This is a genomic window from Solibacillus sp. iso_87 (assembly GCF_056173085.1).
In genome coordinates this window covers 39908-55000 of record NZ_CM149656.1, presented here as the reverse complement: position 1 = coordinate 55000, position 15093 = coordinate 39908, and the positions used below count along the sequence as shown (strand labels likewise).

General features: G+C 41.1%; 10 protein-coding genes, 1 tRNA gene, 3 rRNA genes and 1 other RNA gene (1 of these 15 running past the window's edge). 5 read left to right on the top strand and 10 right to left on the bottom strand.

Annotated features, from left to right (window positions below; translation table 11 throughout):
- A protein-coding gene (locus AC0VXV_RS00240; RefSeq protein WP_475529865.1) for a helix-turn-helix domain-containing protein crosses the window boundary here: on the bottom strand, positions 1 to 790 show its 5' portion. Its footprint begins 89 nt before the window's first position; 790 of the gene's 879 nt are visible here — the first part of the coding sequence; it begins with the start codon at positions 788 to 790; the stop codon falls past the left edge of the window.
- Between the two features lie 271 nt (positions 791 to 1061).
- Here AC0VXV_RS00240 and AC0VXV_RS00235 point away from each other — a divergent pair, with 271 nt between their 5' ends.
- On the top strand, positions 1062 to 1994 hold the full coding sequence (locus AC0VXV_RS00235; RefSeq protein ID WP_475529864.1) for a DNA primase: 933 nt from the start codon (positions 1062 to 1064) through the stop codon (positions 1992 to 1994).
- Between the two features lie 235 nt (positions 1995 to 2229).
- On the opposite strand, the gene rrf is transcribed toward AC0VXV_RS00235, so the two are convergent.
- The 9 genes from rrf to ffs all read right to left on the bottom strand — a co-directional run bounded on the left by rrf (position 2230) and on the right by ffs (position 11172).
- Positions 2230 to 2345: ribosomal RNA gene (rrf, locus tag AC0VXV_RS00230) — 5S ribosomal RNA — on the bottom strand.
- A gap of 87 nt (positions 2346 to 2432) precedes the next feature.
- Positions 2433 to 5361: ribosomal RNA gene (locus tag AC0VXV_RS00225) — 23S ribosomal RNA — on the bottom strand.
- A gap of 231 nt (positions 5362 to 5592) precedes the next feature.
- Positions 5593 to 7149 (bottom strand): 16S ribosomal RNA (locus AC0VXV_RS00220).
- Together the 16S, 23S and 5S rRNA genes form the textbook arrangement of a ribosomal RNA operon.
- A gap of 275 nt (positions 7150 to 7424) precedes the next feature.
- Positions 7425 to 7694 (bottom strand): pro-sigmaK processing inhibitor BofA family protein, encoded by a 270-nt coding sequence (locus AC0VXV_RS00215; protein ID WP_079523429.1) that lies wholly within the window; start codon positions 7692 to 7694, stop codon positions 7425 to 7427.
- 63 nt (positions 7695 to 7757) lie between these two features.
- On the bottom strand, positions 7758 to 7973 hold the full coding sequence (locus AC0VXV_RS00210) for a YaaL family protein (RefSeq protein ID WP_079523430.1): 216 nt from the start codon (positions 7971 to 7973) through the stop codon (positions 7758 to 7760).
- A 16-nt stretch (positions 7974 to 7989) separates the two neighbouring features.
- On the bottom strand, positions 7990 to 8586 hold the full coding sequence (gene recR / locus AC0VXV_RS00205) for a recombination mediator RecR (protein WP_079523431.1): 597 nt from the start codon (positions 8584 to 8586) through the stop codon (positions 7990 to 7992).
- Between the two features lie 70 nt (positions 8587 to 8656).
- Positions 8657 to 8971: a YbaB/EbfC family nucleoid-associated protein gene (locus AC0VXV_RS00200; RefSeq protein WP_008408640.1), complete on the bottom strand. Its 315-nt coding sequence runs from the start codon at positions 8969 to 8971 to the stop codon at positions 8657 to 8659.
- A gap of 25 nt (positions 8972 to 8996) precedes the next feature.
- Complete coding sequence (dnaX, locus tag AC0VXV_RS00195) at positions 8997 to 10748, bottom strand: DNA polymerase III subunit gamma/tau (protein ID WP_475529863.1); 1752 nt, start codon at positions 10746 to 10748, stop codon at positions 8997 to 8999.
- A 156-nt stretch (positions 10749 to 10904) separates the two neighbouring features.
- Positions 10905 to 11172: signal recognition particle sRNA large type (gene ffs, locus AC0VXV_RS00190), an RNA gene on the bottom strand.
- Between the two features lie 158 nt (positions 11173 to 11330).
- On the opposite strand from ffs, the gene AC0VXV_RS00185 reads away from it, so the two are divergent.
- The 4 genes from AC0VXV_RS00185 to AC0VXV_RS00170 all read left to right on the top strand — a co-directional run bounded on the left by AC0VXV_RS00185 (position 11331) and on the right by AC0VXV_RS00170 (position 15079).
- Positions 11331 to 11423: transfer RNA gene (locus tag AC0VXV_RS00185), tRNA-Ser, on the top strand.
- Between the two features lie 165 nt (positions 11424 to 11588).
- A complete protein-coding gene (locus AC0VXV_RS00180) occupies positions 11589 to 12851 on the top strand; it encodes a sensor histidine kinase (RefSeq protein ID WP_475529862.1) in 1263 nt (420 codons plus the stop codon).
- On the top strand, positions 12851 to 13729 hold the full coding sequence (locus AC0VXV_RS00175) for a response regulator (protein ID WP_475529861.1): 879 nt from the start codon (positions 12851 to 12853) through the stop codon (positions 13727 to 13729). The genes AC0VXV_RS00180 and AC0VXV_RS00175 overlap by 1 nt, the downstream gene beginning before the upstream one ends.
- A gap of 81 nt (positions 13730 to 13810) precedes the next feature.
- On the top strand, positions 13811 to 15079 hold the full coding sequence (locus AC0VXV_RS00170; protein WP_475531375.1) for a cation:dicarboxylate symporter family transporter: 1269 nt from the start codon (positions 13811 to 13813) through the stop codon (positions 15077 to 15079).
- Positions 15080 to 15093: the final 14 nt, after the last annotated feature.

The following is a 15093-nucleotide window of genomic DNA, read 5'->3' as shown; positions in this document are numbered from 1 at the left end:
ATTGATATTTAATATTTTCTTCTGAATATCCAAGCTTCTCATAACACTGTCCGAGATAGTAATAGAAGTTTCCCATATACGTCATTTTTTCAGTTTTAACCGATTCGGCAATACCTATTTTCGCTATTTCAATAGCATCTTTGTAAAATTCCATATCATAAGTAGTTTTTACTTTATTAAAAATAACTTTTAGTTTGAAGGTATTAGAATCAAACAAAAAGTTGCTGCCTAAAATATTCAGGTCGATTTTATTATAATAGAACATCGACTTTCTGTATTCCTTCTTCAATGAATATAAAACGGCCAATGAATTTTGAATACGTGCTAATAAATAATTTTTATTCAATTCATAATCCGGTGTCTCTTGAAGTAGTTTTGTTATTTGCAGTAATGCCTCATCAATTGTCACTTTTTTTGTGTGATACCCACTTAAATAATATAACCATCTAAAATAGTATTGGTACCAGTTATTTTCTGTTTCAGAATTAAGTTCATTGCTGGCTAGATCATATATTTTTTCATACTCCATATAAGAAAGCAAAGTCTCTACCTGATTTAATAAATCTTTTTCTAAGTTGTTATTTTCTAAATAGATGATATTAGCGAAATGTGTAATCGGTATATTTAACTTAAGAGATAGTAATAACAGAATATCAATACCCGGTATCATTTTTCCCTTTTCAATAAGGCTAATTGTTGCTTGTGAACAAACATCTTTACAAAGTTGTTTTTGTGTAATGTTTCGGAGCTTCCTCAATTTTATAATTTCTTCTCCTAATACTATCCCCAATAAGATCAACTCTTTCTGTATAACTTTAACAAGTTGTTCATCTGTATTCCGTAAATTCATTAGTCCATAAAATAATCCTATCAATACCTTAATTAAAATTCACTATTAAACTTTGGAAAAAACTGTTTGATTAACTTATAGAGCATCTTTTCTTTCTCTTTTTTAAAAAATTGGTATAAAACCGAACCATTAAGAATAGAAAAAAGTAGAGAAGTAAATTTAGCAAAGCATAGAATAGAAAAATTCCCCGTAGAACAGGAGAGAAGAAAAGATGGAACAAACGATTTCGATAGAAAAACGTATTAAAGAAATTTTTGCAGATGACCCGCTATATTTAGTTATTAAAGAAACACCAACTGAACAATTTTTTTTATCGGAACCTTATTTGTCCAACCTTATTGAAAAGAAATACTATTCCACACCTGAAGTTGCCAGCTGGTTTAATGTTACTGATGCTCAGATACGTTACTATATTAAACCGTTTGAAGAGTATCTTTTTGATGGTGAAGCGTCAAATCCCACTACAGCATCTGTTATTCGTTTGGACTTTAAAGCCGTTTTAAAATTGCGTATGATTTTGCTTTTAAAAGACGAGTATCGTGTAAAAGGGTTAAAGCAGCTGTTACGTATTAATAAAGATGGCCACATTATCAAAAAAAGAACTCCTTCCTCAACAGAAGTTGGAATGCCCGATAATATTGAATATAGACTCAATGCCATGAGCCAGGCACTGGAACAGATTATGAAAACAGGTTTGTTTAAAATGGAACAAGATGAAGAAACTGAGCAAATGCAGCTAAGTTTAAACTATGATTTCTTCAAACAAGAAATCAAAGCCCTCCCCCCAGAACCTTCACAGGGATTGGAGGAGATCCAAGAAACTACAAAAAAACTTGAACAGGAAAATGCTGAATTGAAAAAGAAAGTCGAGGAAATCGTGGCTTCGAATAAAGAGGATATCGCAATTCGTATTAGAGAAAAAGCAATAGAACAAATTGTGCTCAGCCGTTTGCAAAATGAGGCAATCCAACAGTACTCGCAACAAAAAAAGGCGACCCTTTTCCAAAAGCTTTTTCGTTCTGCGCAATTGGATGTCGACAAAAAGCTATACATCGCAGCATATATTGAAGAAAAGTTTTCTAAACAATTAACTCAGGCTCTTCTTGAATACCATGAACAATCTTTAAGCTATCAAGATGAGTGATTCAGAGCGCTTCCTTCTTTAAGGGAGCGTTTTTAAATTGAATACATGGTGTACTAAGCTGAAAAATTTAAGAAACATTTCCATTCTATTTTCTCCGTTTACACTCAGCATATTATCTTTACTTCCTTTCTGAATACATTGCAGTTACCATTGTTTAAAAGCTAAAGTTGAGTATATTTTAATTCTTTAAATTAAACGACAAAAAACCCACTGATTTCTCAGTGGGATTACATGTGCGAAGCGACGTCCTACTCTCACAGGGGGAAGCCCCCAACTACCATCGGCGCTAAAGAGCTTAACTTCCGTGTTCGGTATGGGAACGGGTGTGACCTCTTTGCCATCATCACTTCACTATATTGGGCTTTAAACAAGCCTATGTAAAAGAATTTTCATTCTTTCAAAACTGGATAAACGTTTCATTGAATTGTGCAATAAAATGTGGTTAAGTCCTCGACCGATTAGTATTCGTCAGCTGCATGCGTCACCGCACTTCCACCTCGAACCTATCTACCTGATCGTCTTTCAGGGGTCTTACTTACTTGCGTAATGGGAAATCTCATCTTGAGGGGGGCTTCATGCTTAGATGCTTTCAGCACTTATCCCGTCCATACATAGCTACCCAGCGATGCCTTTGGCAAGACAACTGGTACACCAGCGGTATGTCCATCCCGGTCCTCTCGTACTAAGGACAGCTCCTCTCAAATTTCCTACGCCCACGACGGATAGGGACCGAACTGTCTCACGACGTTCTGAACCCAGCTCGCGTACCGCTTTAATGGGCGAACAGCCCAACCCTTGGGACCGACTACAGCCCCAGGATGCGATGAGCCGACATCGAGGTGCCAAACCTCCCCGTCGATGTGGACTCTTGGGGGAGATAAGCCTGTTATCCCCGGGGTAGCTTTTATCCGTTGAGCGATGGCCCTTCCATGCGGAACCACCGGATCACTAAGCCCGTCTTTCGACCCTGCTCGACTTGTAGGTCTCGCAGTCAAGCTCCCTTATGCCTTTACACTCTACGAATGATTTCCAACCATTCTGAGGGAACCTTTGGGCGCCTCCGTTACCTTTTAGGAGGCGACCGCCCCAGTCAAACTGTCCGCCTGACACTGTCTCCTACCCCGCTAAGGGGCATGGGTTAGAAGTTCAATACAACCAGGGTAGTATCCCACCGACGCCTCCTTCGAAGCTGGCGCTCCGAGATCTCTGGCTCCTACCTATCCTGTACAAGTTGTACCAAAATTCAATATCAGGCTACAGTAAAGCTCCACGGGGTCTTTCCGTCCTGTCGCGGGTAACCTGCATCTTCACAGGTACTATAATTTCACCGAGTCTCTCGTTGAGACAGTGCCCAGATCGTTACGCCTTTCGTGCGGGTCGGAACTTACCCGACAAGGAATTTCGCTACCTTAGGACCGTTATAGTTACGGCCGCCGTTTACTGGGGCTTCAATTCACAGCTTCGCTTGCGCTAACCGCTCCTCTTAACCTTCCAGCACCGGGCAGGCGTCAGCCCCTATACGTCACCTTACGGTTTTGCAGAGACCTGTGTTTTTGCTAAACAGTCGCCTGGGCCTATTCACTGCGGCTTCTCTAGGCTATGCACCCAAAGAAGCACCCCTTCTCCCGAAGTTACGGGGTCATTTTGCCGAGTTCCTTAACGAGAGTTCTCTCGCACACCTTAGGATTCTCTCCTCGACTACCTGTGTCGGTTTGCGGTACGGGCACCTCTCACCTCGATAGAGGCTTTTCTTGGCAGTGTGAAATCAGGAACTTCGCTCATACGAGCTCGTCATCACAGCTCAACGTTATAGTATGCGGATTTGCCTACATACACGCCTTACTGCTTGAACACGCGCAACCAACGGCGTGCTTACCCTATCCTACTGCGTCCCCCCATTTCTCAAACGGTGAGGAGGTGGTACAGGAATATCAACCTGTTGTCCATCGCCTACGCCTATCGGCCTCGGCTTAGGTCCCGACTAACCCTGAGCGGACGAGCCTTCCTCAGGAAACCTTAGTCATACGGTGCATGGGATTCTCACCCATGTTTCGCTACTCATACCGGCATTCTCACTTCTAACCGCTCCACCAGTCCTTCCGGTCTGACTTCAACGCTGTTAGAACGCTCTCCTACCACGCATACTCAAAGTATGCATCCACAGCTTCGGTGAATCGTTTAGCCCCGATACATTTTCGGCGCAGCGTCACTCGACCAGTGAGCTATTACGCACTCTTTAAATGATGGCTGCTTCTAAGCCAACATCCTGGTTGTCTAAGCAACGCCACATCCTTTTCCACTTAACGATTACTTGGGGACCTTAGCTGGTGGTCTGGGCTGTTTCCCTCTTGACTACGGATCTTATCACTCGCAGTCTGACTCCCGTGTATAAATATCCGGCATTCGGAGTTTGTCTGAATTCGGTAAAGCGAGATGCCCCCCTAGTCCAAACAGTGCTCTACCTCCGGTATTCTCAATCACGAGGCTAGCCCTAAAGCTATTTCGGAGAGAACCAGCTATCTCCAGGTTCGATTGGAATTTCTCCGCTACCCACACCTCATCCCCGCACTTTTCAACGTGCGTGGGTTCGGGCCTCCAGTGAGTGTTACCTCACCTTCACCCTGGACATGGGTAGATCACCTGGTTTCGGGTCTACGACCACGTACTAATTCGCCCTATTCAGACTCGCTTTCGCTGCGGCTCCGTCTTCTCAACTTAACCTCGCACGTAATCGTAACTCGCCGGTTCATTCTACAAAAGGCACGCTATCACCCATTAACGGGCTCTAACTACTTGTAGGCACACGGTTTCAGGATCTATTTCACTCCCCTTCCGGGGTGCTTTTCACCTTTCCCTCACGGTACTGGTTCACTATCGGTCACTAGGTAGTATTTAGCCTTGGGAGATGGTCCTCCCGGATTCCGACGGAATTTCACGTGTTCCGCCGTACTCAGGATCCACTCTGGAGGGAATGAACTTTTGACTACAGGGCTTTTACCTCGTTTCGCGGACCTTTCCAAGTCGCTTCGTCTAATTCATTCTTTTGTAACTCCGTATAGAGTGTCCTACAACCCCAAAGAGCAAGCTCTTTGGTTTGGGCTCTTCCCGTTTCGCTCGCCGCTACTCAGGGAATCGAATTTTCTTTCTGTTCCTGCAGGTACTTAGATGTTTCAGTTCCCTGCGTCTGTCTTCAACACGCTATGAATTCACGTGAAGATACTATCCGATTAAAGATAGTGGGTTCCCCCATTCGGAAATCCCCGGATCAAAGCTTACTTACAGCTCCCCGAGGCATATCGGTGTTAGTGCCGTCCTTCATCGACTCCTAGTGCCAAGGCATCCACCGTGCGCCCTTATTAACTTAACCAAAAGTTAACACTTGGATATAATCCAAGATTTAAGTTTACACGTCAATTGCTTGACTTGTTTAAAAATCTATAAAATAGAAATTTGATTTATTGCTTTCAATGTCGTTTTATCCAGTTTTCAAAGAACGAGTGTTTTGAAGTATTTCATTCATTTAAGAATGAACCTTCAAAACTGAACAGCAACCGTTAATGTTTCATTCCCCAAGGGAATGATTCCGAAAAATCCTTAGAAAGGAGGTGATCCAGCCGCACCTTCCGATACGGCTACCTTGTTACGACTTCACCCCAATCATCTATCCCACCTTCGGCGGCTGGCTCCAAAAGGTTACCTCACCGACTTCGGGTGTTACAAACTCTCGTGGTGTGACGGGCGGTGTGTACAAGGCCCAGGAACGTATTCACCGCGGCATGCTGATCCGCGATTACTAGCGATTCCGGCTTCATGTAGGCGAGTTGCAGCCTACAATCCGAACTGAGAACGGTTTTATCGGATTAGCTCCCCCTCGCGGGTTGGCAACCGTTTGTACCGTCCATTGTAGCACGTGTGTAGCCCAGGTCATAAGGGGCATGATGATTTGACGTCATCCCCACCTTCCTCCGGTTTATCACCGGCAGTCTCCTTAGAGTGCCCAACTGAATGATGGCAACTAAGAATAAGGGTTGCGCTCGTTGCGGGACTTAACCCAACATCTCACGACACGAGCTGACGACAACCATGCACCACCTGTCACCGTTGCCCCCGAAGGGGAAACTATGTCTCCATAGTGGTCACCGGGATGTCAAGACCTGGTAAGGTTCTTCGCGTTGCTTCGAATTAAACCACATGCTCCACCGCTTGTGCGGGCCCCCGTCAATTCCTTTGAGTTTCAGTCTTGCGACCGTACTCCCCAGGCGGAGTGCTTAATGCGTTAGCTGCAGCACTGAGGGGCGGAAACCCCCCAACACTTAGCACTCATCGTTTACGGCGTGGACTACCAGGGTATCTAATCCTGTTTGCTCCCCACGCTTTCGCGCCTCAGTGTCAGTTACAGACCAGACAGTCGCCTTCGCCACTGGTGTTCCTCCAAATCTCTACGCATTTCACCGCTACACTTGGAATTCCACTATCCTCTTCTGCACTCAAGTTCCCCAGTTTCCAATGACCCTCCCCGGTTGAGCCGGGGGCTTTCACATCAGACTTAAGGAACCACCTGCGCGCGCTTTACGCCCAATAATTCCGGACAACGCTTGCCACCTACGTATTACCGCGGCTGCTGGCACGTAGTTAGCCGTGGCTTTCTAACAAGGTACCGTCAAGGTAGCGCCAGTTACTACGCTACTTGTTCTTCCCTTGCAACAGAGTTTTACGAACCGAAATCCTTCTTCACTCACGCGGCGTTGCTCCATCAGACTTTCGTCCATTGTGGAAGATTCCCTACTGCTGCCTCCCGTAGGAGTCTGGGCCGTGTCTCAGTCCCAGTGTGGCCGATCACCCTCTCAGGTCGGCTACGCATCGTTGCCTTGGTGAGCCGTTACCTCACCAACTAGCTAATGCGCCGCGGGTCCATCTTATAGTGACAGCGAGATGCCGTCTTTCAACTTCAAAACATGTGTTAAAAAGTGTTATTCGGTATTAGCCCCGGTTTCCCGGAGTTATCCCAATCTATAAGGTAGGTTACCCACGTGTTACTCACCCGTCCGCCGCTAAAATTTTAAAGGTGCAAGCACCAATAAAATTTCCGCTCGACTTGCATGTATTAGGCACGCCGCCAGCGTTCGTCCTGAGCCAGGATCAAACTCTCCATAAAAGTAGTTTGAAAGCTCATTTGCTTTGCTAGCGATCCAACTTCGTTAGAAGTTGAAATCTATTGTTTGCTTCATTTAAGAAGCTTGTTTCATTAACGTTGCTTGTTCAGTTTTCAAGGTTCATTGCGTCGTTTAATTGACAACTTTTATATCTTAACATTCTTCTAGTGTTATGTCAACATTTATTTTAAAATGTTTTTTCGATATTCGTTGTTGTCGTTGCGACTTATAATAATATATCACGATATTATTCACTTAGCAATAGTTTTTATTATTTTTATTTAAATAATATTAGTAACGTTACACACATCATACCGGGAATACCTAAGATTGCTATTGTAAGGACTGAAAAGAAATTGATTGGCACATAAAAAAGAAGCCCTGCTGCCCCGATCATTAAGTTCCCTAAAAACAGTACAACGATAACAACTGCAATTTTAAACCAGAACCAGGCAAAGTACTCCCACACTTTACCCCTTGCGTTTTTATTTAATAAAAAAAGAAACAAGACAACAAAACAGACCATAGCTAAAACTATGTATTGCATAGCACCATCCTTTTTTATTTAGTGGTAACATATGCAACTGCTTCGCTTCTTATTTCTAAAAGATTATTTAATTAGTACACGACGTACACGTGCTTCTTTATATAAGTAATAATGTATGCTTTCTGCTCTTTTTCGTTCGGCAATTACATTTAAGTTATAATCGTCGGTCAATTCTTCAATTACCTTCGCACTTTGTAAAGCTTCTTTTGTCTCTTTAATAGAAGAAACTAGTTTCTCATCGAATTCTTTTTTGAGTTTCCCTTTCCGAGAAAATAACATGAGGCTTCCTCCTATATTACAACTCGCGTCGACCTTCCAGCGCTTTTGATAATGTTACTTCATCCGCATATTCTAAATCTCCGCCAACAGGTAATCCGTGTGCGATACGTGTAGTGCGAATTCCTGATGGTTTAACAAGGCGGGAAATATACATTGCTGTCGCTTCCCCTTCTATTGTCGGGTTCGTCGCTAAAATTAACTCTTGTACACGCTCGTCATGCAAGCGCCCCAATAACGAAGCTACATTAATATCTTCAGGCCCTATACCGTCCATCGGTGAAATTGCACCGTGCAATACATGATAAAGACCTTGATAATCACGCATCTTCTCCATAGCTATTACATCTTTCGGATCCTGCACAACACAAATTGTTGATACATCACGTTGTTTATCTGAACAAATATGACAAGGATCGATATCTGTTATATGACCACATTGAGAGCAATAGAGTAAGTTACGTTTTGCATCAACAAGCGCTTTTGCAAATGTCGATACAGTATCTTCTTTCATTGTTAATACATGAAATGCCAGTCGAGCAGCTGTTTTCGGACCTATGCCCGGCAGCTTCATGAAACTGTCTATTAATCGAGATATCGGCTCTGGATAATGCATTCTGTTCCCCCTTCTTTAAAAAGGCACATCCCAATATTTGAGATGTGCGCTACGTTCTACTTGATTCAACTTAGAAAGGTAGGTTCATTCCTTGTGTGAATTTGCCCATTGTAGAATTTGTTGTCTCTTCAACTTTTTTCAATGCTTCGTTTGTTGCAATAACGATTAAATCTTGCAGCATTTCGATATCTTCCGGATCTACTACAGACTCATCTAAATTTACTTCAAGCATTTGACGTTGGCCATTCATTACTACTTTCACCATACCGCCACCTGCTGCACCTTCAAATAACTGTGCATTTAAAGCCTCTTGTGCTTCCATCATTTCTTTTTGCATTTTTTGCATTTTTTTCATCATGCCTTGCATATTACCCATACCACGCATCTTATTTCCTCCTTAAAGTGTGTATTTATTCTTCGATAACCTCAACAAAGTCTTTTCCAAAACGTTTTTCGGCTTCTGTAATGAGCGGATCTTGCGCTTCCATTACTTGAACATCGTCAAGGAAAGGGGGCTCTTCTATTAAATCCTCCACCGCATTCACTTCATCCGATGGTGATTTTTTTTGATTTAGGCCATTTTCATTTATAAAGTTTTCACGCAAACGAATCCAAGCCGGCTCCGGGATACATAAAAGTTCATATTGAATCCCTATTTCCGAGGCGATCTGCTGTGTAAACAATGAAACAAGTGCATTGTTGTCAGCTACCATTTGACAATGTATATCATACTTGAATTTTATCACAAAAGCACTTGCATTTGCGGCTACAGGCTCTGCATCTGCCAATAAAGCTGCCTGTGATTTTTGCAAGCTTGCCAAACCACCCGCCCAAGCAGATTTCACTTTTTGCAGGTCAGGTTTTGTTGCAGTCTTTAATACTTCCTGAATACGGCCTGTTGGAGCATTATACTGATTTCCTTGCGGACGTACACGCTGGCGGGCCTGTTCTTTTTGTTGAACAGGTGCTCCCCCTCCACCACTTTGAAGCTGTTGAGACAGTTGCCCTAACCGACTTTCAAGTGAAGCTACCTTACCTTCAATTGCTGGATCGACTGCTGCCGTCGCTTGTGGTGAAGCTTTATATTGGGCCATTTTTAAAAGGGCCGTTTCTAAATATATTTTCGTATGATGCGAAAAGCGCATTTCTTGCTGGGTCTTTGCCAAAATATCGATAAAACCGTAAAGTGTATTAACTTCAAACTGTCCCGCTAATGACAAAAACTTTTCTTCCGGTGAAATAAACTCCAATAATTCCTCTAACGTACCATCTGTCTTTAAAAGAAGCATATCCCGGAAGAAAGTAATAAAGTCTTCCGCAAGGCGTAATGGTTCTTTCCCATCTGCAATTAAGTTTTCGACACTGCCTAATACTTGGGCAACATCCTTTTCCTGTAGTGAAATCGCAATATCGTAAAATGCATCCTGACTTACAGAACCTGTTACAAGTAGTACATCGTCCAATTGAACATGTTCACTACTAAATGAAACAACCTGATCAAGTAAACTTAATGCATCACGCATACCTCCCGCTGCAGCTTGAGCAATTGCCTTTAATGCCTGCTCATCATAGCCCATACCGATATCTTCCAATACAACCTTCATACGCTCTACTATATCTATAGAAGAAAGTCGTTTAAAATCAAATCGCTGACAGCGGGAAATAATTGTTGCTGGTAGTTTGTGAGGCTCTGTTGTCGCTAAAATAAACACCGCATGCTCAGGTGGCTCTTCAAGTGTTTTTAATAATGCATTGAATGCGCTCGTAGAAAGCATATGCACCTCATCTATAATGTACACTTTAAAGCGAGCATTAGCCGGGGCAAAACGGACTTTTTCGATAATATCGCGCATTTCTTCCACTCTTGAATTGGAAGCAGCATCAAATTCTATTACATCCGTATGTGAACCTTCAGTAATACTTAAACACGTAGGGCATTCATTACATGGCTCACTTGCCGGGGCATTTTCACAGTTCAATGCTTTTGCGAATATCTTTGCAGTACTCGTTTTCCCTGTTCCTCGAGGACCGGAAAATAAATAGGCATGTGTTGTCTTGCTTGCGAGGAGAGCATTTTGAAGGGTCCTCTTTACATGTGTCTGACCTGACATTTCTCTAAATGACTGAGGTCTATAAACACGATAAAACGCTTGATATGTCAACCTTTCCCCTCTCCCTTCCAATTATAAATACATATATCCAGTATAGCATAAAGTAAGTACAAACTCTTTTGAAATGAGGGCTTTAAACTCTCTTTTTTGATATAAAAAACGCACCCACCAATAAATGATGGATGCGTTTGAAATGGTAATTTAATACCGTGCACCTTTCTTCGACTGCCGCACATAAGCGTTACTCTTGTCGCCAGCTCGGGTTAGGCTACCCCGCGGCACATAAGTGATACCACTTAATGCTGCTTCCTTCCGGACCTGACATGGTTCATGGGTACTTATTGCGCAGGACCCAACCGTCAACACTACGTGCAAAAGGCAGACCAAACAATACGGACAGCCTCAGAAAAGGAATTCAATCTTGCTAGAGCGGATTGCAAGTTACAGGGCACCGCTACCTCCCCATCTAGCACGGCAAGTATTAGTATACTAAGCAAGCTATCAAATTGCAATGAATTGCTTTAATTATTTTTTTCCAACACGAAAAAATTTAGAGATTTTTTGTCCAAATTTTATTGACGTAAAACTCATTCCATGGTAAATTAATCTTTGTCGAAAAGACATCTTATATTTGGAGGTATACCCAAGTCTGGCTGAAGGGATCGGTCTTGAAAACCGACAGGCGGGTAACACCGCGCGGGGGTTCGAATCCCTCTACCTCCTCCATTTTTGAACTTTCATCCGCTATATTAGTTGAGCGGTTTTTTTATATCTAAATTCACTTTAAAGTACTATTTCTATTCGTTGGAAATAGTACTTTTTTGTATTTATAGACAACTTTCTTGTACAATTAAGTACTATGTCATGTATGTAAAGGGCGGTATATCAAAATTGGGATCGACTCAGCCACATATTAAAACAACTAAACTATTCTTATTTATGCTACTCGTCGGCATATTGACGGCTATTGGTGGCGAAATTAAAATAATTCCTTTTGAAGAAGGACCTTTTCGTTTCGGTTTAGGGAGCATTATTTTCTTTTTCGCTTTACTGATTCGTCCATTACCAATTGTATCTACTGGTTTATTGACAGCACTAATCGTCATTGTCGGTCGTTCATTACTGGATATTTTTATTTATGGACAAAGCTTCCTTACTCATATTATTGAACATTTGCCGGCAGGTGCTTTCTATATAGTTTTTGCGCTATGTTTCAAACTAATTCCGCTGGACGAGTTAAAAAAACAACCGCTTACGCTCGGTTTATTGGGAACAGCATTTGAAGTAATATCGAACACGATTGAACATGTATTAACGGACATTCTGCTTGTTTCTGATCAGGAAACGTTTACTTCTTTTTTATTGTTTATCCTCGTTGGATTGTTACGCAGCTATTTTGTTGTGGGCATTTACAGCATGATTACGATGTCGGAACAGAAAAAACAGCTGAAACAGCTCATGACGATTCATTCAGAGCTATATGTAGAAGCATTGTATCTTCAAAAAACGATGACCCAAATCGAGCAGCTAACAGCTAACAGTTATCAGCTTTACAAAAAGCTAAAAACAAATGAAGTGCAGCTAGCTTCTGAAGCTTTACATATTGCCCAGGAAATCCATGAAGTAAAAAAAGACAATGAGCGTATTCATGCCGGGCTCTCTAAAATTACGACGAGAAACTATCCGTCAAATTTTCTGTTGTCTGATTTACTAAGTTTTATTGTGGAAGCAAATGAAAATTATGCTGCCTACTTAAATAAATCGATTTCCTTTACATTAATTTGCCCAGATGATTTTCAAACAAAAGACCATATTGCACTATTTGCTATTTTGAATAATTTAATGGCAAACGCTGTGGAGGCAATTGATGAAAGCGGATTTATTACGTTGAATGTTGCAGTCGAACAGGATATGACTTCTTTTATTGTAGAAGATAATGGAGTTGGTATTGATGCGGCACTCATTCCTATCATTTTTGATGCAGGCTATACATCCAAGTTTAATGTACAGGGCAAAGGTTCTACAGGAATTGGTCTTTCCCATACAAAAACAATTGTTGAAAATCTTGAAGGAAATATTCACGTAACAAGTGATACGTCGACTTGTTTTGTTGTGCAAATTCCTACAAAAAATATTCAAAAGGAGAATTACTAATGCGCTATTTTATAGTAGATGATGACCGAGCAAGCCGTGTAATGCTCAGTAATATTATTAATGACTGTGAACTAGGAGCTGTCATTGGAGAGGCAAAAAACGGTCTGGATGCCATTCCCCAAATTTTAATGATGCAGCCGGAGTTTGTATTAATCGATTTACTGATGCCGAAGTTGGATGGAATTGAAACAATTGAACGCCTTCAACAAAATGGATTTAAAGGTCAGTTTATTATGATCTCACAAGTTGTTAATAAAGAAATGGTCGCTGAAGGCTATTCAAAAGGAATTGAATTTTTTATTCATAAGCCTATTAATAAAGTTGAAGTACAAATGGTATTAAAACGGACAACTGAGCAATACTTATTAAGAAATTCTTTGCAAGTTATTCGTCAGTCCCTGACAAATTTTGATATTACAGATGTGACGCATACTAAAAAGACGGCACGGGAACATATTCAGTCCATCTTAAATGATATGGGAATTGTCGCCGAAGTCGGCAGTGAAGATATTATTAAAATTATTGAACAGCTATTAATCGAAAAGCATAAAATTGCGCCGCTCCCTCCATTAAAGGAAGTATATGAACGTGTTGCCATGCTGACCAAAAATACGCAGGATGAAATTGTAAAAGAAAGTAAAGCGATTGAACAACGTGTACGCCGAACTATATTAGCTGCAATGATTAACTTGGCGAACTTAGGGATTGTCGATTATACAAACTCTGAATTTGAGTATTATACCCCACGCTATTTTGACTTAACGGATATTCGTTATTTAATGAATCAAATAGAGAATAATGAGCAACGTAAAGCAAAAGTAAACATAAAAAAATTCATCCAAGTTTTATATTCAGAAATTATTAGTAAAGTGGATTAGTCGGATTTTGTCGGATTTTGTATGTATCTAATAAAATTAGTTTTAGGCTAGTCCTGAATCTGATTTTTTAGGAGGAACTATATTTTGAAAAAGTTTAAAATTAGTTTAGCCGCGCAAATTTTAATCGGTCTTGTACTCGGTGTTATCGTAGGTGCTGTGTTCTTTGGTAACGAAACTGCACAGTCTTACTTACAGCCACTTGGCGATATTTTCTTAAACTTAATTAAGATGATCGTAGTACCGATTATTATTTCGACACTAATCGTTGGTGTTGCCGGAACTGGTGATATAAAACAATTAGGTCGTCTTGGCGGTAAAACACTTATTTACTTCGAAGTAATTACAACAGTTGCGATTGTTGTTGGTTTATTAGCAGCTAACCTATTCCAACCAGGTGCTGGTATTGATATGAATGCATTAGAGAAATCTGATATTTCTTCTTATGTAGAAACAACGGAAGCTGAAGAAGACAAAAGCAAAATCCAAATTATTGTAGACATCGTTCCTAAAAACATTGTAAATGCAATGGCAGAAGGCGATATGCTAGCAATTATTTTCTTCTCTGTAATTTTCGGTTTAGGTGTAGCAGCAATTGGTGATCGCGGAAAACCAGTGCTCGCATTCTTCCAAGGTACTGCAGACGCCATGTTCTGGGTCACAAACTTAGTAATGAAATTCGCACCAATTGGGGTATTTGCACTTATAGGTGTAACCGTTTCCAAATTTGGTGTGGAATCCCTTATACCATTAGGAAAACTGGCGATTTTAGTATATGCAACAATGATTTTCTTCGTAATTGTTGTATTAGGTCTTACTGCCCGTATTTTCGGTATCAATATCTTTAAATTAATTCGTATGATTAAGGACGAGCTATTACTGGCTTATACTACTTCTTCATCTGAAACAGTATTACCTCGTATTATGTTAAAAACAGAAAAAATGGGTGCACCGAAAGATATCGTATCATTCGTAATCCCAACAGGTTATTCATTCAACTTAGACGGTTCTACTCTTTACCAGGCGATTGCAGCAATCTTCATTGCGCAAATGTACGGTATTGACCTTTCAATTATGGAACAGATTACATTAATGCTTGTATTAATGGTAACATCTAAAGGTATTGCGGGTGTTCCAGGGGTATCTTTCGTAGTCCTTCTTGCAACATTAGGTTCTGTAGGTATTCCACTTGAAGGTTTAGCATTCATTGCAGGTATTGACCGTATTTTAGATATGGCTCGTACAGCAGTAAACGTAGTAGGTAACACATTGGCAGCACTTGTTATGGCGAAATGGGAAAAACGTTTCGACGAGAAGCAATTTGCTGAATACCAAGCTGCGAACTTAAAATAAAATTAGAAAATGGC